Below are 20,006 nucleotides of genomic sequence, written 5' to 3' on the forward strand. Positions count from 1 at the left end.
ATTGCTTTATAAACAGTATATTTCATTAAATTGAGTTTTATATTAACGTAATGAAAGATATTTTTGTTATCAAGTTGTGAAATTACATTAAATAAATGAAAATGAATAGAGAGAAAGTTCAAATTTTTGATACCACCTTGAGAGACGGCGAACAAGTTCCGGGATGTAAATTAGATACCAATCAAAAACTAGTCATAGCCAATCGACTGGACGAAATGGGTGTTGACATCATCGAAGCGGGTTTTCCGGTATCTAGTCCAGGTGATTTTTTATCTGTTTCAGAAATAAGTAAAATTGTTAAGAATGCAGTTGTTTGTGGATTAACCAGAGCGATAAAAAATGATATAGATGTTGCGGCACAAGCCTTAATACATGCAAAAAGACCAAGAATACATACCGGAATAGGAACTTCGGAATCACACATTGTACACAAGCTGAATACTACCAGAGAAGATATTATTGCCCGAGCAAAATTTGCCGTTTCCCATGCCAAATCGTATGTTGAAGATGTGGAGTTTTATGCGGAGGATGCTGGCAGAACGGACAACGAGTTCTTGGCTCGAGTCTGTGAAGCAGTCATTAAATCAGGTGCTACCGTGCTTAATATCCCAGATACAACTGGCTATTGCTTGCCGGAAGAATATGGCGCAAAGATTAAATATCTAAAAGAAAACGTCACAGGAATTGATAAAGTAATCCTGTCATGCCACTGTCATAATGATTTAGGAATGGCTACCGCAAATTCAATTGCAGGAGCGGTAAATGGAGCCAGACAAATTGAATGTACCATAAACGGAATAGGCGAAAGAGCCGGAAATACAGCACTGGAAGAAGTAGTGATGATTTTCAAACAACATCCGTATTTGAATTTAGATACCAATATCAATACCCGTCAGCTGAATGAAATGAGCCGATTAGTATCTGAAAGTATGGGAATGATGGTGCAACCCAATAAAGCAATTGTTGGAGCTAACGCTTTTGCACACAGCTCCGGAATTCATCAGGATGGGGTAATCAAAAACAGAGCGACTTATGAAATCATGGATCCGTTGGAAGTTGGTGTCAATGAATCATCAATTGTTCTTACCGCCAGAAGCGGCAGAGCAGCATTGGCCTACAGAGCCAAAAAAGTGGGGTACGAACTTTCAAAAACACAATTGGATGTTGTGTATATTGAATTTTTGAGGTTTGCCGATATCAAAAAAGAAGTCCTTGATGATGATATTCATCAAATAATTGAAGCCTGTAAAATGAGTAAGGAAATAATCCTCAACTAAAATATTTTGATTTCTATTACAATTTAAATCGCACTATTATGAATTTAAAAATAGCAGTACTTTCAGGAGACGGAATAGGTCCGGAGGTAATCCTACAGGCTAAAAAAGCATTGTATGCAATTGGTGTGGTTTTCGATCATGAGTTTGTATTTGAAGATGCACTAATAGGTGCCGTTGCGATTGAAAAAACAGGAAATCCATTGCCGGAGCAAACATTGAATCTTTGCCTAAATACAGATGCTGTATTGTTTGGCGCTGTTGGCAATACAAAATACGACAACAATCATGATCCAAAATTGCGCCCTGTAAACGGCTTATTGAAATTGAGACAAGCATTAGGATTATATGCCAATATAAGACCTGTTAAACCGTATAAGGATTTATTAGATTTATCCCCTTTGAAAAGAAAAATCATTGAGGGTACTGATTTTGTGATTTTCAGGGAGCTTTCCGGGGGATCTTATTTCAGTGAAAAAAAGACGAATGCACAAGGCACATTAGCCTCTGATTTATGTGAGTATTCCGATGAGGAAATTATTAGGGTTAGTCATTTAGCGTTTAGAACAGCTCAGAAAAGACAAAAAAAAGTGACTCTGGTAGACAAAGCTAGTATTCTTGAAACGTCACGATTATGGCGAAAAGTAGTCCAGGAAATCAGCGAAAATTACCCTGATGTAACTTTAGATTTCCTTTATGTTGATAATGCCGCGATGCAAATCATTATTAATCCAAAACAATTTGATGTCATTTTGACCGAAAATTTATTTGGCGATATTTTATCGGATGAAGCTAGTGTAATCACAGGAGCCATTGGATTATTGCCATCAGCATCTCTAGGGAATTCCAGTGCTCTTTTTAAACCGGTACACGGCACTTTTTCTCAGGCAAAAGGCAAAAATACGGCCAATCCAATTGCCTCAATATTATCTGCTGCTATGCTTTTAGAACATTTTGGACTTCAGTTAGAAGCTAAAAAAGTATATGAAGCGGTAGAAAAAGCAATTGAATTAAATGTCGTCACAGCAGATTTGAATCCCTATTCTAAATTTGGCACCAATGAAGTAGGTGATTTTATATCCAATTATATTTTGAGCAAAGATGAATTATTGTATTTCAATAACGACAATGTTTACATAGGACAATCGACTATTGTTTAGGCAACACTCGTTGACTTTCAATAATTTTAAACAGATAAAAACCGACACAAATAAACCGACAATGGAATTAAATAAATACAGCAAGACCATAACACAAGATGAAACACAACCTGCAGCACAAGCAATGTTGTACGGTATTGGTTTGACTGAAGAAGATTTAAAAAAAGCACAAGTTGGAATTGTTAGTATGGGATATGAGGGAAATCCCTGTAACATGCACTTGAACGGCTTGGCTAAAAAAATAAAAACAGGAGTCTGGAAAGAGGACTTAGTAGGGTTGATTTTTAATACTATTGGTGTAAGTGACGGTATTTCAAACGGTACTGATGGAATGCGTTTTTCTTTAGTTTCCAGAGATGTAATTGCAGATTCTATTGAAACCGTAATGGGAGCACAATGGTATGATGCACTAATCGCTATTCCAGGCTGTGATAAAAACATGCCAGGTTCCGTCATGGCCATGGGAAGAGTCAATCGCCCTTCTATCATGGTTTATGGAGGCTCAATTCATTCTGGAAAATGGAAAGGGGAATCGTTAAATATTGTGTCTGCCTTTGAAGCATTGGGAAAAAAATTTAACAATACAATCGCTCCGGAAGATTTCAAAGGAGTGATTCAAAACGCATGTCCCGGCGCAGGAGCCTGCGGAGGTATGTATACGGCCAATACGATGTCTTCGGCTATTGAAGCTTTAGGAATGAGCTTGCCCTACAGTTCTTCTAATCCGGCATTAAGTGACGAAAAACAACAAGAATGCATTGATGCTGGAAAAGCAATCAGAATTTTGTTAGAAAAAGATATAAAACCTCGAGATATCATGACACGTAAAGCATTTGAAAATGCGATTACCATGGTAGCTGTTTTAGGCGGTTCCACGAATGCAGTAATGCACTTAATCGCTATGGCACATGCTGTAGATATTGAAATTACACTCAAAGATTTTCAAGATATAAGTGACAGAACACCATTACTTGCTGATTTAAAGCCAAGTGGAAAATACCTGATGGAAGACCTCCATGAAGCTGGAGGAGTTCCCGCAGTAATGAAATATTTACTAAAAGAAGGATTGTTACATGGAGACTGTTTGACAGTAACTGGAAAAACTTTAGCTGAAAACTTAGCTGCTGTTCCGGATTTGAACGACGGTCAGCAAGTAATACACGAAATCCAAAAAGCATTAAAAGCAACAGGAAATATTCAAATTTTGTATGGAAATCTTGCTGAGGAAGGCTGTGTGGCTAAAATTAGCGGAAATGAAGGGGAGTATTTTGAAGGAGATGCCATTGTTTATGAAAATGAACATGATGTAATAACTGGGGTTCGCGGGGGTGAAGTCAAACCAGGGAATGTAGTTGTCATCCGGTATTGTGGTCCAAAAGGTGGCCCCGGAATGCCTGAAATGCTTAAACCTACTTCAGCTATCATGGGTGCTGGTCTTGGAAAAAGCGTAGCCCTGATTACTGATGGCAGGTTTTCTGGTGGTTCACATGGATTTGTTGTGGGACATGTTACACCCGAAGCTTTTGAAGGAGGCGGTATAGCGCTCGTCAAAAATGGAGATATTATCACTATTGATGCAGTCAAAAATACAATCAATTTAAAAATATCGGATGCAGAGTTTGCACATAGGAAAGCAAATTGGATTCAACCTCAATTAAAAGTAAATAAGGGAGTTTTATTAAAATACATCAGAGCGGTCTCGAGCGCTTCAACAGGATGTGTAACTGATAAATAACTTCAAAATCAACGCCAATAGCAATAGCAAAATTGACATAAGCCTAAAAAAATAATAATGAAAAATAATACAATATCCGGCGCCGAAGCCGTTATTAGATGCTTATTAGAAGAAGGAGTAAATTTGGTTTACGGCTACCCAGGTGGTGCGATTATGCCCGTTTACGATGAATTATATAAATTTAAAGATCAATTACACCATGTTTTAGTACGTCATGAACAAGGCGCTACCCATGCAGCACAAGGTTTTGCAAGAGCGACCGGTAAAGTAGGAGTAGCGATAGCCACTTCAGGTCCGGGAGCCACAAATTTAGTTACCGGAATTGCAGATGCACAGATTGATTCGACTCCCATGGTGTGCATCACGGGACAAGTAGGGAAACATTTATTGGGATCTGATGCCTTTCAGGAAACAGATATTATTGGGATATCGACTCCGGTTACCAAGTGGAATTATCAAATTACCGAAGCTTCTGAAATTCCGGAGATCATGGCAAAAGCTTTTTATATTGCTAAATCAGGTCGTCCAGGGCCCGTATTAATTGATATTACAAAAAATGCTCAGTTTGACCAAATGGAATTCAGCTATAAAAAATGTACCAGCATCAGAAGTTACAATCCAAAGCCGATTTTAAATCTGGAAAAAGTTAAGGAAGCAGCTGCAATTATTAATACGTCCAAAAAACCTTTTATCGTATTTGGTCAGGGAATTATCCTTGGTGAAGCCGAAGAACAACTCAAAGCATTTGTTGAAAAATCAGGAATTCCCGCCGCTTGGACTATTTTAGGACTTTCGGCATTGCCTACTGATCATCCGCTGAATGTAGGGATGTTAGGGATGCACGGTAATTATGGTCCTAACGTTTTGACGAATGAATGTGATGTTTTGATTGCCCTTGGAATGCGTTTTGATGATCGTGTCACCGGAAATCTGGAAACCTATGCAAAGCAAGCAAAAGTAATCCACTTTGAAATTGATTCAGCCGAAATCGATAAAAACGTAAAAACAACGGTAGCCGTTTTAGCAGATGTAAAAGAGTCTTTGACCGCTTTACTTCCTTTTATCGAAAATAACACACATGAATCCTGGCACAATGAATTCAAAGAAAAATATGAAATTGAATTAGAAGCCGTAATCAATGACGAGTTAAAGCCTAAGAAAGAAGGAATTTCTATGGGAGAAACGATTGAAATGATTAACAAGCATTCTAAAGGAGATGCCATTATGGTTTCGGATGTAGGACAACACCAAATGTTTGCCTGTCGGTATGCCAAATTCAATTCGACCAAAAGTAATGTCACTTCAGGTGGTTTAGGAACCATGGGATTTGCATTGCCTGCTGCGATTGGTGCCAAAATGGGAATGCCAAATCGAGAAGTAGTAGCCATAATTGGAGATGGAGGGTTTCAAATGACCATTCAGGAATTAGGAACTATTTTCCAGACTAAAGTTCCTGTGAAAATTGTGGTCTTGAACAATGAATTTTTAGGTATGGTTCGTCAATGGCAACAATTGTTCTTTGACAAAAGATACGCTTCGACCGAAATGATCAATCCTAATTTTATAGCCATTGCTGAAGGCTATTACATCAAAGCAAAAAAAGTAACCAAAAGGGAAGATCTTGATGCGGCTGTTGCCGAAATGATGGCTTCAAAAGAATCCTATTTCCTGGAAGTTATGGTAGAAAAAGAAAATAACGTATTCCCAATGATTCCAACAGGAGCATCGGTATCTGATATAAGATTGAGTTAATCCCCAACCCTCCCCGAAGGGGAGGGAGATTGAAAGAGATATTGTTAATAGATTATATTTTTGAATTAGTAATAAAAATTATAAACATACCCTACGCTAGTTTCGGCACTCCCTCATTTGGAGGGGGCTGGGGGAGGATAAAAAACATGGAAAATAAAACATTCACCATTTCTGTTTATTCAGAAAACAACGTTGGCTTATTGAACAGAATATCTGGAATATTCTTGAAACGCCATATCAATATTTTGAGTTTAAATGTATCCGAATCGGAGATAGAAAGTGTTTCCAGATTTATTATCGTGGTGAATACTACCGAAAAATGGGTACATAATATTGTAGGACAAATCGAGAAACAAATTGAAGTCATCAAAGCTTTTTATCATATTGACGAAGAAACTATTTTCTTAGAAAATGCATTATTCAAAATTGAGTCGAGCTTGCTATTTGACGAAAAACAAATTCAGAATATCATCAAAGAAAGCCATTCCGAGATAGTTACAGTGGCCAGAGACTTTTTTGTGATTTCAAAATCAGGACAACGTGCTGAAATTGAATCATTGTACGATAAATTAAAACCTTTTGGAATCATGCAATTTGTTCGTTCCGGTAGAATATCAGTTTCCAAAGCAAAAATGGAGATTTCAACATTATTAGAAAAACTTTCTTAAAAGTGTTCAGTCGCTATGTAGCTTGTCATTCCGACGAAGGAGGAATCTCAATCTTATCAGAATTAATTATTACAAATATTAAATTTTACAATCATTAAACAATAAAAAATGGCAAATTATTTCAATTCATTACCACTCAGATTACAATTAGAACAATTAGGTGTTTGCGAATTCATGGATCAGTCTGAATTTGTAGACGGAATTAAAGCTTTAGCAGGAAAAAAAGTAGTCATTGTAGGGTGTGGAGCACAAGGGTTGAACCAAGGGTTGAACATGAGAGATTCTGGTTTGGATATTTCTTATGCTTTACGCGCCGATGCAATTTCGGAACAAAGAGCTTCGTTTAAAAATGCGTCTGATAATGGATTCAAAGTGGGAACGTATGAAGAATTAATTCCAACAGCTGATTTGGTATGCAACCTTACACCAGACAAGCAACATACAGCTGTAGTTACGGCAATCATGCCTTTGATGAAAAACGGATCAACGCTTGCTTATTCTCATGGTTTCAATATTGTAGAGGAAGGAATGCAAATTCGCAAAGACATCACTGTAATTATGTGTGCACCAAAATGCCCTGGATCAGAAGTACGTGAAGAATACAAGAGAGGTTTTGGTGTACCCACTTTAATCGCGGTTCACCCCGAAAATGATCCAAACGGAGCTGGTTTTGAACAAGCAAAAGCGTATGCGGTTGCTACTGGTGGTCACAAAGCCGGGGTTTTAAACTCTTCATTTGTAGCCGAGGTAAAATCAGATTTAATGGGAGAACAAACCATTCTTTGTGGCATGTTACAAACCGGTTCTATTTTATGTTTCGATAAAATGGTTGAAAAAGGAATCGAGCCTGCTTATGCTTCAAAATTAATTCAATATGGTTGGGAAACAGTTACAGAAGCTTTAAAGCATGGTGGAATTACAAATATGATGGATCGTTTGTCTAATCCCGCAAAAATTGAAGCGTATGAATTAGCAGATGAATTAAAAGACATCATGCGTCCGTTGTTTCAAAAACACATGGACGATATTATCTCTGGCGAATTTTCCAAAAATATGATGATTGACTGGGCTAATGATGATATCAATTTATTGACTTGGAGAGCTGCAACTGCAGAAACTAACTTCGAAAAAACAGCGCCAACAGCTGCTCATATTTCAGAACAAGAGTATTTTGACAATGGTGTTTTGATGATTGCCATGGTGAAAGCGGGTGTCGAATTGGCTTTTGAAACCATGACTCAAACAGGAATTATTGAAGAATCAGCGTATTATGAGTCTTTACACGAATTGCCTTTGATTGCTAATACTGTGGCAAGAAAAAAATTATATGAAATGAACCGAATTATTTCGGATACTGCAGAATATGGTTGTTATTTATTTGATCACGCCTGCAAACCATTGTTGATTAATTTTATGAAAACGGTAGATACTAATGTGATAGGGAAACCTTTTTCAACTTCAAATGGAGTTGACAATGCGGTTCTTATTGCAGTAAACAAAAGCATTCGTCAACATCCAATAGAAGAAGTTGGGGAGTGGTTGAGAGAATCCATGACTGCGATGAAAAAAATTGGATAAAAAAATTAGATATTACCACCCAAGAGAGGGTGTGTTGGGATTAGCGCTATATCATTGGTTTTATAATATTTTGAATTAGTTAAAATTTATTAAAGAAATAGTATGAATATAGTCGCTTCTACATTCACTTAACGTCGAGCGAGATTGAACGTTAAGTGAGGTAATCCCTAATAATTTATAAAATTGTTAAAGTATAATCGCAATCGATCTTAAATAAATCAATACGAAAATTTTTTAGTGATTGGTGTTTTATTACAACTATATAGGTTGGTTAGTCATAGTTCAAATAAAATACTATTTGTCGTTGCTAAATTAATTGTTAGGGATTTTTTGTTGTTACAAAAGGCGGAGGTATTTATATCTTTCCGCTTTTTGTGTTTTACATATTTCCTCAAAAAAGTAAAAATTAGCCATATTACTAATTAAAAACTATTTATATTGAATAATCCATTTTTTTTTCCGGGTATTTATAGTTTAAATAGTATTAGTAATAGACTTAGATTTAATACTTTTATAAAAAATTAAAACATGAGCTACTATAAAATTGAAAATTTAGAACAATATTTTAAACATTACAATAAATCAGTTCGTGAACCTCGAAAATTTTGGGGAAAAATAGCAGAGGAAAATTTTACGTGGTACCAACAATGGGATAAAGTTGTTGATTTTAATATGGCTGAAGCCGACATAAAATGGTTTACTGAAGCCAAAGTGAATATTGTAAAAAATTGTATCGACAGACATCTTGCAAAAAGAGGCGAAAAAACGGCTATTATTTTTGAACCGAATGATCCTTCAGAAGCAGCATTGCATATTACCTATAATGAATTGCATCAACGGGTCTGCAAAATGGCAAATGTGTTGCGTGAACAAGGCATAAGTAAAGGAGATCGCGTTTGTATTTATTTACCTATGATCCCAGAATTAGCCGTTTCAATATTAGCATGTGCCAGAATTGGTGCCATACATTCTGTTGTTTTTGCTGGTTTTTCAGCTTCTGCGGTATCAGCTAGAATTAATGATAGTGAATGTAAAATGGTTATTACTTCTGATGGCGGATTTCGTGGTAACAAAACAATCGACTTAAAAGTAATTGTTGATGAAGCGTTGGAAAAATGTCCTTGTGTTGAAAAAGTTTTAGTAGCCAAAAGAATTCATTCAAAGATCAATATGAAAGCAGGTCGTGACCAATGGCTGGAACCACTTTTGGATCAGGCTTCGGATAATAATGTAGCCGAAATCATGGATGCTGAGGATCCGTTATTTATTTTGTACACTTCTGGTTCAACAGGAAAACCCAAAGGAATGGTTCACACCACTGCAGGGTATATGGTGTATACTGCCTACACTTTCAAGAATGTATTCAATTATGAAGAAAATGATGTTTTTTGGTGTACCGCTGATATTGGCTGGATTACCGGACATTCCTATATTCTTTACGGCCCGTTATTGAACGGAGCTACGACCGTAATTTTCGAAGGCGTTCCGTCTTATCCTGATTTCAGTCGCTTTTGGCAAACCATCGAAAAACATAAAGTCACACAATTTTATACCGCTCCAACTGCTATTCGTGCGCTTGCCAAAGAAAATATAGATTTTGTATTAAAGTACCCATTGAAGTCCTTAAAGGTTATTGGGTCAGTTGGTGAACCTATAAATGAAGAAGCTTGGCATTGGTACAACAATCATGTTGGAGACAGAAGATGTCCTATTGTAGATACTTGGTGGCAAACTGAAACAGGAGGGATTATGTTATCACCTATAGCATTTGTTACCCCAACAAAACCTACCTATGCTACGTTGCCTTTACCCGGAATTCAACCCGTACTAATGGATGAAAAACGAAATGAAATAGAAGGGAATCAGGTCGTTGGTAGTTTGTGCATCAAATTTCCATGGCCAGGAATTGCCAGAACAATCTGGGGTGATCATCAGCGCTACAAAGACACCTATTTCTCTGCCTTTCCAGGTAAATTTTTCACAGGAGATGGTGCTTTACGCGACGAAGTTGGGTATTATAGAATCACTGGAAGAGTAGATGATGTGGTCATTGTTTCCGGTCATAATCTGGGAACAGCACCTATTGAAGATGCTATAAATGAACATCCTGCTGTATCAGAATCAGCTATTGTAGGTTTTCCTCACGACATTAAAGGGAATGCATTATATGGTTTTGTAATCCTTAAAGAAACCGGAGAAACTAGAAATAAAGAAAACTTAGCCAAAGAGATTAATCAGCATATTTCAGATCATATTGGGCCTATTGCCAAGTTAGATAAAATTCAGTTTGTTAACGGTTTACCAAAAACGCGCTCCGGAAAAATCATGAGACGAATCCTTAGAAAAATTGCAGAAGGAGATTATTCTAATTTTGGAGATATTTCTACCTTATTAAATCCAGAGATTGTAGAAGAAATAAAAGAAGGAAAGTTGTAATGTCATTTATGTCAAAATAACAATTAGAACATCCGATTTATTAAATAGCGTCTTTTAATTCAAAACCCTTTCAAATTTTAAACTTTGAAAGGGTTTTTTAGTTTAAAATGCAATATGGCAAGAGGTTGAATTTCATTCAAAGAAAATAAAATAGCTGTAAATACTAGTACAAGATGTTAATGTAAACACAATGCGGTGTCAGTCTTTGACTGCTTAGAATAGGTAACCTATCTTTACCTATAAAGCTAAAATTACTATGATTCAATTTGAAAAAAAATACAACATCGCACTCTGGTTAGACAAATGGTTTATTGAAGATTTTGGTTTAGATCCAATAGTGGCTTTGTATTTAAAACTTTTGACGCTTATTTTTGTATTGTTTATAATAAGTTTTTTGTCTTGGTATTTAACGAAAATAATTATAGTTCGTTTTGTGCACAAAATTTTTTTAAAAACAAAAGTAGTTTGGGATGATGTCCTGATAGAAAGAAAAGTTTTTGAAAAAATAGCCTATTTAGTCCCTGCTTTCATCATTATCATGGTTGCTCCATACATCTTTGGAGATTTTCCAAAAGCAATTGAATATATAATTGTTCTATCAAATATCTTTATAATTTTAGTAATAATACGTTCTGTTATTACTGTATTATCAGTCTTTGATGAAATAGTGTCCAATACCTTAATTTTAAAAGACAAACCGATTACCAGTTACATTCAGGTACTTAAGATTGTAGTCTATTTTATTGGAGGAATACTAGTTTTATCCATCATGTTAGGCAAAAGTCCTTTCTATTTTCTTGGGGCAATGGGCGCAATGACAGCTATTTTACTTTTAATTTTTAAAGATACCATTCTGGGGTTTGTTGCCAGTATTCAAATGTCCGTGTATGATATGGTTCGAATAGGAGACTGGATTTCGATGCCAAAATATGATGCGGACGGCGATGTGATGTCAATCAATTTAAATACTGTAAAAGTTCAAAATTGGGATAAAACGATCACTACAATACCCACTTATGCTTTTATCACAGACTCTTTCAAGAACTGGCGTGGTATGAGTGATTCTGGCGGGAGACGAATAAAAAGAGCTATTTATTTAAAAGTCAGTAGTTTTCAGTTTTGTGATGAAAAAATGCTCTCGCAATTCAAAAAATATAAACTAATTCAAAATTACATCACTCAAAAAGAAAATGAGGTACACAAAACTAATTCGGAAATATTGGACAATGAGATCGTTTCAGTAAATATCAGGAGGCTGACTAACATAGGCGTTTTTAGAATCTATGCTGAAAAATACATTACGGCTCATCCCAATATTAATAAAGACATGACCATAATGGTGCGTCAGCTAGAATCTACATCGAAAGGATTACCATTAGAAATTTATTGCTTTAGCGCAGAAAAAGAATGGCTAAAATACGAGACTATTATATCTGATATTTTTGATCATCTATTTACCATCACTTCTGAATTTGAACTCGAGGTTTTTGAGGAACCTACAGGAAATGATTTTCGGAATTTCAACCGGTAATTTAATCGGTATTGTTTAAAGCTATTGATTAATCAACCATGTTTTTTTTAATAAAAATTAAATAATCAGTCTTTTTTTATCATTTGTTATACCCACAGTAGCAAACAAATCCATAAATTTACTTCCAGATGAAAGATAAACAAGTAGTAATTATTGGTGGTGGGTTAGCTGGACTGACTTCGGCTATTCATTTATCTAAATTAGGGCTTCAGGTGACGGTTATTGAGAAGAATAGTTATCCAAAACATAAAGTGTGTGGAGAATACATCTCTAATGAAGTGATGCCATATCTTAATTGGTTGGATTTAGATATAGCCCATTTAAAGCCGACACACATTACAAAACTTGAGTTTTCTACTGCAAGAGGAAAAACAATACAAAGTATTTTACCTCTTGGTGGTTTTGGAATCAGCCGTTTTGTTTTAGACGAATATTTGTATAAAAAGGCTATCGATAACGGGTGTACAATACTAAAAGATCAAGTTGAAAATGTTCATTTTGAGCAGGATAAATTTATGATAACCACTACAAATTTAATGGTTTTAGAGTCCCAAATGGTGATTGGTGCTTTTGGCAAACGTTCTATTATTGACCAAAAAATGAACCGAGAATTTATTCATAAAAAATCACCTTGGCTGGCCGTAAAAGCACATTATTCTGGTAAATTTCCAAATGATGTAGTGGGTTTGCATAATTTTAAAGGAGGCTATTGCGGAGTTTCTAAAGTTGAAAACGAAGTGATTAACATGTGTTATCTAGCCGATTATAAAACATTTAAGCGGTTTAAAAACATTACTGAATATCAAAATACTATTGTTTCTCAAAACCCACACTTAAAAACCCTTTTTGAAACCAGTACATTATTGTTTGAAAAACCATTGACCATAAGCCAAATCTCTTTCAAAAAGAAACACGCCGTGGAAAACCATGTTTTAATGATTGGCGATACAGCCGGATTAATTCATCCTTTGTGCGGAAACGGAATGGCTATGGCAATTCATAGCGCCAAAATCGCATCAGAATTAGTAGTTCAATTTTATAACACCGAGATTAAATCCAGAGCCGAATTAGAAAAGCGATACCTGCAAGAATGGAATTTAAATTTTAAGGGAAGACTTAAAATGGGACGGTTTTTATCCAATATTTTACAAAAACAAAAACTTTCAGCAGTATTGATGCGCATATTAATTATATTTCCATTTTTATTGCCAAAAATTATAAAAAAAACACACGGAAAACCAATCACTCTTCACTCGTAAATGACACTAAATACCAAATATAGAACTGATAAACCGGAAATCATGGATGATTTTGCCATGGAAGGTGAGATTTTACGTGATGCCTTAGATAAAATTGCCCGGATCAATCAGCTTTTAGGAGGAAACCAGTTAACTCTAAGAGGAGTACAAGAACTTGTTCAGGATTCCAAATCTAAAGAAATTGTTATTATAGACGTGGGTTGTGGTAATGGGGATATGTTGCGAACCCTGGCTGATTTTGGTCTTAAAAACAACCTAAATTTCCAGTTAATAGGCATCGATGCTAACAATTTTACAATTTCACATGCACGACAATTATCAGATAAATATGCTAATATCAGTTATCGCTGCGAAGATATTTTTAATGAATCATTTAATGATCTAAAGTATGATATTGTTTTGTGCACTTTGACGTTACATCATTTCAAAGACGATGAGATTATTCGATTATTGAAAGTTCTTTATAACAATACATCCATCGGAATTGTAATAAATGATTTACATCGTAGCGCCATTGCCTATCGATTATTTCAGGCATTATGTGTTGTATTTCAGTTGAATGCTATGTCACGAGAAGACGGATTAATATCAATTTTAAGAGGTTTTAAGAAAGAAGAATTGATAGCGTTCTCGAAAAAATTAAATTTTAAAAACTATAAAATTCATTGGAAATGGGCTTTTAGATACCAATGGATAATTTCAAAAATATGAGTGTAAAAATTAAAACCGTAACCAAACAGCTGCCTAAATATTCCAGAACAACAGCTGAAATAATTCCTTTTTTGGATGCTTGGCTAGTGGGACAAGACGAACGATTCATCAGAAAAGTAAAGAAAATTTTTGAAGGTGCAGCTGTAGACAAACGCTATTCCATAATGGATCCGATAGAGGTGTTTACCAAAACTTCATTTGAAGAAAGAAATGCTATTTATGTTCGTGAAGTCATTGATTTAGGTGAAAAAGTATTAGCAAAAGCTTTAAAAAAAGCAAATTGGAATCCGCAAGATTTAGATTATATCATCACGGTAAGCTGCACCGGAATTATGATTCCGTCGCTCGATGCGTATTTAATCAATACATTGAAGTTGCGTCAGGATATTGTAAGGCTTCCCGTGACCGAAATGGGTTGTGCCGCCGGAATTTCAGGAATTATTTATGCTAAAAATTTCTTACAGGCCAATCCCGGAAAACGAGCTGCGGTAATTGCCGTAGAAAGTCCCACGGCTACGTTTCAACTCGATGATTTTTCGATGGCAAATATCGTAAGTGCTGCGATTTTTGGTGATGGTGCCGCTTGCGTTTTACTTTCCTCGCATGAAGATGACGAAGGTCCTGAGATTATAGCAGAGGAGATGTATCATTTTTATGATAACATCCACATGATGGGTTTTAAACTCACCAATTCTGGATTGCAGATGGTACTTGATATTGAAGTACCGGAAACGATTGTTTCTCATTTTCCGGATATTATTCATCCTTTTTTAGAAAAAAACAATTTAAAAATGGAGGATATTGACCATCTTATTTTTCATCCCGGTGGAAAGAAAATTGTGCAAACCGTTGAGGCTTTATTTTCTGGTTTGGGAAAAAATATTGATGATACCAAAGAGGTTTTGCGCTCCTATGGAAATATGTCCAGCGCCACAGTTTTGTATGTTTTAGAACAAATCATGGATAAGCAGCCTAAAAAAGGAGAAAAAGGATTAATGCTGAGTTTTGGACCCGGATTTTCGGCACAACGAATTTTATTGGAGTTTTAGCTCCCAAATGGGGGAATAGAAAAACTATGAAAAAAGAAGAAATTATAGCCAAATTACCGTATTCTAAATCCTTTTTGTTTGTGGATGAAATTCTCCAAATCGATGAAAACGGAGTGGAAGGAACCTTTACTTTTGATGAAAATCTTGATTTTTACAAAGGTCATTTTAAGGAATTTCCAGTTACTCCAGGTGTAATTTTGATAGAAGTCATGGCGCAAATTGGATTGGTTTGTCTTGGCATTTTTTTGTTAGATGATTCATTTACTTCTAGTACTTCAATTGCCTTAACATCAAGTGAAATAGAATTTTTAAAACCTGTTTTTCCAAATGAAAAAGTGATCGTAATTTCAGAAAAAATATATTTTAGATTTGGAAAATTAAAATGTAAGGTCATCATGAAAAACGAAAAAGGAGAAAATGTTTGCACAGGAACAATAGCGGGAATGATCCTCACCCCAACCCTCTCCAAAGAAGTGGGACTCAAAACCGAATTAAAATAAATTAAGCAATAGTATAATTTGATTCTTTTCAATATTTTGTAACTGTAATACTCTATTTGGTAGTATTAAAATTATTATTTTTTTGCCATTGTTATTGAAATTGAATATTATTTAACATTAAAAAATGAACAAAAGAGTAGTTATAACGGGTCTTGGTGTAGTTGCTCCAAATGGAGTAGGTCTCGATGCGTTCACTCATGCCATCAAAAACGGAATTTCCGGGATCAGGCACGACGCTGAGTTGGAGCGATTGCAATTTTCTTGTCAAATTGTAGGAAAACCTGAAGTTTCTGCAGAATTAGCAGGGCACTATTTTACGGAATTAGAACTTAGAAACTTCAATTCAACTGGGATTTTATATGGCGTAATTGCCGGAATTGATGCCTGGAAGGATGCCGGATTATCATTGGAAATTAACGAAGAACCGGATTGGGACAGTGGAACTATTTTTGGAACAGGAACTTCCGGAATTGATAAATTTCGCGAAAGCATTTATAAAATAGATGATTTACAAACGAGAAGACTGGGAAGTACAGCCGTAGCGCAAACAATGAATAGTGGTGTGAGTGCGTATCTGGGTGGAAAATTAGGACTTGGAAATCAAGTCTCTACTAATTCTTCGGCCTGCACCACTGGCACCGAAAGTATTTTAATGGCGTATGAACGCATCAAATCAGGACAGGCAAAACGTATTTTAGCCGGAAGTACCAGTGATTCCGGCCCGTATATTTGGGGCGGATTTGATGCTATGAAGGTATGTACTTTTAAACATAATGAAACACCAAAACAGGGTTCTAGACCAATGAGCACAGCTGCTTCCGGATTTGTTCCCGGAAGCGGAGCAGGAGCTTTAGTCTTAGAAGATTTAGAAAGTGCGATTGCACGTGGCGCTCGAATTTATGCGGAAGTTTTAGGTGGAAATATCAATTCAGGAGGGCAGCGCGGTTTAGGAACCATGACTGCACCAAATCCGGTTGCGGTGCAAAGATGCATTCAAAATGCTTTGACAAATGCCGGAATTTTAGCTAGTGAAATTGACGCAATCAACGGACATCTGACAGCCACTTCCAAAGATAGTCTTGAAATTCAGAATTGGAGTAAGGCTTTAAATCGAAAAGGAATTGATTTTCCATACATCAATTCTTTAAAATCGATGGTGGGACATTGTTTAAGTGGCGCCGGTAGTATTGAAAGCGTGGCTTCGGTACTGCAATTGCATCACGGATTTATTTTCCCGAATATCAATTGTGCCGATTTGAATCCAGAAATAACAGCACTAATTGATGAATCAAGAGTTCCACGACAACGACTTGATATAGAAATAAATACATTAGCAAAAGCCAGTTTTGGTTTTGGTGATGTGAATGGGTGTGTAATTTTTAAGAAATTTAAAAAATGAAAAAATGAACCGTAAATTCCCCAATTTGTGGTAATTTTTTTTGGCGTTAGAAAACGAAATGTACTTAAGTGCTGTAAAATCAATATTAATTATGAACAAACAAGAAACTATTCAGGAGCTAAAAGCCATTGTAAAACCATATATTCTGAATCAAGAAGCTTTTGACTCCCTCACTAAAGATACGGATTTCATCAATGATTTAAAGATAAACTCCGCTAATTTAGTAGATGTTATTTTGGATATAGAGGAAAAATATAATATTTTGATTGATAACGAATCAATGGAGCGCATGATAAATGTAAAAGCAGCTATGGCCATTATTGAAATCAAATTAGCTGAAAAAAGTAGTGAATCACCAGAAAAATGATAGGAAATGACCTTGTCGATTTGGCTTTAGCAAAAAAAGAAAGCAATTGGCAACGCAACCGCTTTTTAGATAAAATATTTACTAAAAACGAACAGCTGTTAATTTCTAATGCCGTAAATCCAGAAGTAATGGTTTGGAATTTATGGTCCAGAAAAGAGGCGGCTTATAAAATCTACAATAGGGAAACAGGAATTCGAGGTTTTTTTCCTTTGCAACTGGAATGTTTTTACGAAAACACAACATTAGGAACTGTTTGTATCAAAGGAAAAATATATTTTACTCAAACTAAAATAGATCAGGATTGCATTCATACCATTGCTGTTGCCGGGAAAGAGTATTTCAAAAAAATTGAAAACTTGAATTCCGCCGATGCTATCTTTAAAAAAAATGGAATTCCTTACCGTATTGATGCGCATTCAAAAATGGAGAAACCTGTTTCCATCAGCCATCACGGTCGTTTTTGGAAAGGAATAACCCTATGATTTTTTTGCAAAAAGCACTTTTTTTTTCATACAATAGAGCGAGATTTATAAACAATGGTTACATTTGAACCTGTTGCAATTTTAAAAACAACAAAAAGTATCTTTTATAACGTATAGCAATTTATATTTAATGCAAATCATTCATAAAATAGACGATTTTCTATTAACGCTTTTCCCGAAATTAGTTGGGGGGGGGGGTAATTCATTATTAATCAGTGAATTAGAATCGTATTATACTTTTGGTTCTTTTGCCCCAAAAGTTTCCATTACTGAGGATTGGGTTACCATAACCATTAACACTTCAGCAATCCTGCTTCAAGAAAATGATTTCCGCAAAACGGTAGCCCTTTGTGAAAAAGGAAACTATCAAGAAGCAAAACCCATTCTACAAAATCTTATCGAGAACAATCCTACCAATTCGGAATTCCATCGAATTATGGGACAAATCCTGTCTGATCAAGGTCATCAGGATGCAGCGATAAATAGTCTGATTGATGCATTGCGCTGGGATTCTAAGAATCATTGGGCGTTGCTGATGATGGGAAATATTTTTGCTAAGTTCAAGAATGATATTCCTACGGCAATGTTGTACTATGATCAGGCTTTGGTGGTGAATCCAAAAGATGCTATTACAATAAATAACATTGGAGCAAACCTTATGCAACAAGGGAAGTTGGATGAATCCAAAAAATATTTTTTGGAAGCTATAAAAATAAATGATCACTATCCAAATACTCATTTTGCTCTTGGAATGTTAGCCGAAATTCAAAATGATTTAGAATCCGCTTTTGACAGTACTTTGAAAGCTATAAAATGCAATCCAAATAAAGATATACTGTACAAGAATTCAGTAAATCAGGCTTTTGATGTTGCCAATAAAATTATTTCTAACACTGATGGGAATTCGCTTTTTGCAGAATACAAGCATCAATTAGAATTTGATTGCGGAAAAGAAATTGATGTTCTAGTAGATTCTGAAATTCCAACGGCAGCCAAGATTGAGTTTGCTGAAAACTACAATCGGATTAAGCACATCGTTCGGTATAAACCCAATTATCCTGCCGTAGCACACTTAGTTCTGCACGAATTAGCACATCTTGATTTTGTAATTCAAGCGAGAAAACGGGGATTAAATCAGCTTTTTACGGCTACTCCACAAAACAGAGCTGTTTTTTTGAAAACAGTACAACCTACTATTGCCAAGTTGCATGGAATGAATATTCCAGAGCAATCGATTACTGAATTCTGTACTGGTTTATTTGACGGGTTAAATTTGCAAGCCTACAATACTCCAATAGATTTATTCATTGAGGATTTTATATACAACGAATTTCCCCAATTGAGATCGTATCAATTCCTGTCGCTTTACGCTTTGATTCAAGAAGGCTTGAAAGCCGTAACTGATGTGACTGTTATTGAATTTTCGCCTGCAACACTACTTTCTAAATCTAAGATTTACAACTTGGTAAATGCCTTACAGTTTAAAGCATTATTTGGTTTGGATTTTATAAACGATTTTAATGCCACTCCAGCCGAATTGCGCAAAGCCGAAGGTTTTTATGCTGAATTTCTCGAATACAAAGACAATCGTAAACCTGCCGAAGAATATGAATTGGTACAACATTGGGCCGAAGATTTACAGATTGACTCTTATTTTGAATTGGAAAATGAGGACGAATACCGCAAACGATCTGATGTAGATACTTTTATTGAAAAATTAGAAAAAGATCCTTTTGGTCTACACGACGATACTGCTTTCAAAGAGAAGGAAATGGAACAGTTTCTCAAAAACCAAGAACATATTGGGACTAATATGGCAGTCACGATGTTTATGGTTGATGCTTTGCAGTATTTTAAGGATGTACCGCTAGAGGAAGTCAAGAAAATAGCCTTTGAAATCGCAATGCAAGGGACACAAGGTTTTGACCCAAATCAAAAAAACTACATCGTAGGTAGCATTCCAAACAAACGGTTTTCGGGTTATCACATTTTAGCATATTATTATGTGAGTTGGATGTTAGCTGTTCCTGAAATGGTTTCTCAGTTGCAATTGCCTTTTGAAGAGGAATATAAAGTAGCATTGACACTTTTTAAATCGAAATAAA

General features: G+C 35.6%; 16 protein-coding genes. All 16 read left to right on the forward strand.

What is annotated here, in order from left to right; all coding sequences use genetic code 11:
* Positions 1-101 precede the first annotated feature (101 nt).
* The 16 genes from EKM00_RS00900 (at position 102) to EKM00_RS00975 (ending at position 20,005) form a co-directional block, all read left to right on the forward strand.
* Positions 102-1,277, forward strand: a complete 1,176-nt coding sequence (locus EKM00_RS00900) for a 2-isopropylmalate synthase (RefSeq protein ID WP_126514920.1) — start codon at positions 102-104, stop codon at positions 1,275-1,277.
* A gap of 38 nt (positions 1,278-1,315) precedes the next feature.
* Positions 1,316-2,434: a 3-isopropylmalate dehydrogenase gene (gene leuB, locus EKM00_RS00905; protein WP_126514921.1), complete on the forward strand. Its 1,119-nt coding sequence runs from the start codon at positions 1,316-1,318 to the stop codon at positions 2,432-2,434.
* Positions 2,435-2,495: 61 nt separating this feature from the next.
* Positions 2,496-4,169 (forward strand): dihydroxy-acid dehydratase, encoded by a 1,674-nt coding sequence (ilvD, locus tag EKM00_RS00910; protein WP_126514922.1) that lies wholly within the window; start codon positions 2,496-2,498, stop codon positions 4,167-4,169.
* A gap of 57 nt (positions 4,170-4,226) precedes the next feature.
* Complete coding sequence (ilvB, locus tag EKM00_RS00915) at positions 4,227-5,921, forward strand: biosynthetic-type acetolactate synthase large subunit (protein ID WP_126514923.1); 1,695 nt, start codon at positions 4,227-4,229, stop codon at positions 5,919-5,921.
* 146 nt (positions 5,922-6,067) lie between these two features.
* Positions 6,068-6,589, forward strand: a complete 522-nt coding sequence (gene ilvN / locus EKM00_RS00920; RefSeq protein WP_126451599.1) for an acetolactate synthase small subunit — start codon at positions 6,068-6,070, stop codon at positions 6,587-6,589.
* Positions 6,590-6,697: 108 nt separating this feature from the next.
* Positions 6,698-8,167 carry a ketol-acid reductoisomerase gene (gene ilvC, locus EKM00_RS00925; protein WP_126514924.1) on the forward strand — a complete coding sequence of 490 codons (1,470 nt, stop codon included), beginning with the start codon at positions 6,698-6,700 and terminating at the stop codon, positions 8,165-8,167.
* A 528-nt stretch (positions 8,168-8,695) separates the two neighbouring features.
* Positions 8,696-10,603, forward strand: a complete 1,908-nt coding sequence (gene acs / locus EKM00_RS00930) for an acetate--CoA ligase (protein WP_126514925.1) — start codon at positions 8,696-8,698, stop codon at positions 10,601-10,603.
* 256 nt (positions 10,604-10,859) lie between these two features.
* Positions 10,860-12,134, forward strand: a complete 1,275-nt coding sequence (locus EKM00_RS00935) for a mechanosensitive ion channel family protein (protein ID WP_126514926.1) — start codon at positions 10,860-10,862, stop codon at positions 12,132-12,134.
* A gap of 128 nt (positions 12,135-12,262) precedes the next feature.
* Positions 12,263-13,393: an NAD(P)/FAD-dependent oxidoreductase gene (locus EKM00_RS00940; RefSeq protein WP_126514927.1), complete on the forward strand. Its 1,131-nt coding sequence runs from the start codon at positions 12,263-12,265 to the stop codon at positions 13,391-13,393.
* Positions 13,394-14,104, forward strand: coding sequence for a methyltransferase domain-containing protein (locus tag EKM00_RS00945; RefSeq protein WP_126514928.1), 711 nt, complete (start codon positions 13,394-13,396; stop codon positions 14,102-14,104).
* Positions 14,101-15,153: a type III polyketide synthase gene (locus EKM00_RS00950; protein WP_126514929.1), complete on the forward strand. Its 1,053-nt coding sequence runs from the start codon at positions 14,101-14,103 to the stop codon at positions 15,151-15,153. Before EKM00_RS00945 ends, EKM00_RS00950 begins: the two co-directional genes overlap by 4 nt.
* 26 nt (positions 15,154-15,179) lie before the next feature.
* Positions 15,180-15,653, forward strand: a complete 474-nt coding sequence (locus EKM00_RS00955) for a 3-hydroxyacyl-ACP dehydratase FabZ family protein (RefSeq protein ID WP_126451606.1) — start codon at positions 15,180-15,182, stop codon at positions 15,651-15,653.
* A gap of 124 nt (positions 15,654-15,777) precedes the next feature.
* The gene (locus EKM00_RS00960) at positions 15,778-17,052 is read left to right on the forward strand and encodes a beta-ketoacyl-[acyl-carrier-protein] synthase family protein (RefSeq protein ID WP_126514930.1); all 1,275 of its coding nucleotides are present in this window, start codon (positions 15,778-15,780) and stop codon (positions 17,050-17,052) included.
* A 91-nt stretch (positions 17,053-17,143) separates the two neighbouring features.
* Positions 17,144-17,419, forward strand: coding sequence for an acyl carrier protein (locus EKM00_RS00965; protein WP_126514931.1), 276 nt, complete (start codon positions 17,144-17,146; stop codon positions 17,417-17,419).
* Entirely contained in the window at positions 17,416-17,901 is a 486-nt protein-coding gene (locus EKM00_RS00970; protein ID WP_126514932.1) for a 4'-phosphopantetheinyl transferase family protein, read from the forward strand. Before EKM00_RS00965 ends, EKM00_RS00970 begins: the two co-directional genes overlap by 4 nt.
* A gap of 130 nt (positions 17,902-18,031) precedes the next feature.
* On the forward strand, positions 18,032-20,005 hold the full coding sequence (locus EKM00_RS00975) for a tetratricopeptide repeat protein (protein ID WP_126514933.1): 1,974 nt from the start codon (positions 18,032-18,034) through the stop codon (positions 20,003-20,005).
* Position 20,006 lies beyond the last annotated feature (1 nt).

Origin of the sequence: Flavobacterium sp. RSP15, from assembly GCF_003968755.1 — a bacterium.
Taxonomy (GTDB): Bacteria; Bacteroidota; Bacteroidia; order Flavobacteriales; family Flavobacteriaceae; genus Flavobacterium.

Excerpts from the sequence above, each read along its gene's own strand:
- ilvC (WP_126514924.1), top strand. The coding sequence starts at position 6,698 with ATGGCAAATTATTTCAATTCATTACCACTCAGATTACAATTAGAACAA.
- leuB (WP_126514921.1), top strand. The coding sequence starts at position 1,316 with ATGAATTTAAAAATAGCAGTACTTTCAGGAGACGGAATAGGTCCGGAG.
- ilvB (WP_126514923.1), top strand. The coding sequence starts at position 4,227 with ATGAAAAATAATACAATATCCGGCGCCGAAGCCGTTATTAGATGCTTA.
- ilvN (WP_126451599.1), top strand. The coding sequence starts at position 6,068 with ATGGAAAATAAAACATTCACCATTTCTGTTTATTCAGAAAACAACGTT.
- EKM00_RS00940 (WP_126514927.1), top strand. The coding sequence starts at position 12,263 with ATGAAAGATAAACAAGTAGTAATTATTGGTGGTGGGTTAGCTGGACTG.
- EKM00_RS00935 (WP_126514926.1), top strand. The coding sequence starts at position 10,860 with ATGATTCAATTTGAAAAAAAATACAACATCGCACTCTGGTTAGACAAA.
- EKM00_RS00975 (WP_126514933.1), top strand. The coding sequence starts at position 18,032 with ATGCAAATCATTCATAAAATAGACGATTTTCTATTAACGCTTTTCCCG.
- EKM00_RS00960 (WP_126514930.1), top strand. The coding sequence starts at position 15,778 with ATGAACAAAAGAGTAGTTATAACGGGTCTTGGTGTAGTTGCTCCAAAT.
- EKM00_RS00955 (WP_126451606.1), top strand. The coding sequence starts at position 15,180 with ATGAAAAAAGAAGAAATTATAGCCAAATTACCGTATTCTAAATCCTTT.
- EKM00_RS00945 (WP_126514928.1), top strand. The coding sequence starts at position 13,394 with ATGACACTAAATACCAAATATAGAACTGATAAACCGGAAATCATGGAT.
- EKM00_RS00900 (WP_126514920.1), top strand. The coding sequence starts at position 102 with ATGAATAGAGAGAAAGTTCAAATTTTTGATACCACCTTGAGAGACGGC.
- EKM00_RS00950 (WP_126514929.1), top strand. The coding sequence starts at position 14,101 with ATGAGTGTAAAAATTAAAACCGTAACCAAACAGCTGCCTAAATATTCC.
- acs (WP_126514925.1), top strand. The coding sequence starts at position 8,696 with ATGAGCTACTATAAAATTGAAAATTTAGAACAATATTTTAAACATTAC.
- EKM00_RS00965 (WP_126514931.1), top strand. The coding sequence starts at position 17,144 with ATGAACAAACAAGAAACTATTCAGGAGCTAAAAGCCATTGTAAAACCA.
- ilvD (WP_126514922.1), top strand. The coding sequence starts at position 2,496 with ATGGAATTAAATAAATACAGCAAGACCATAACACAAGATGAAACACAA.
- EKM00_RS00970 (WP_126514932.1), top strand. The coding sequence starts at position 17,416 with ATGATAGGAAATGACCTTGTCGATTTGGCTTTAGCAAAAAAAGAAAGC.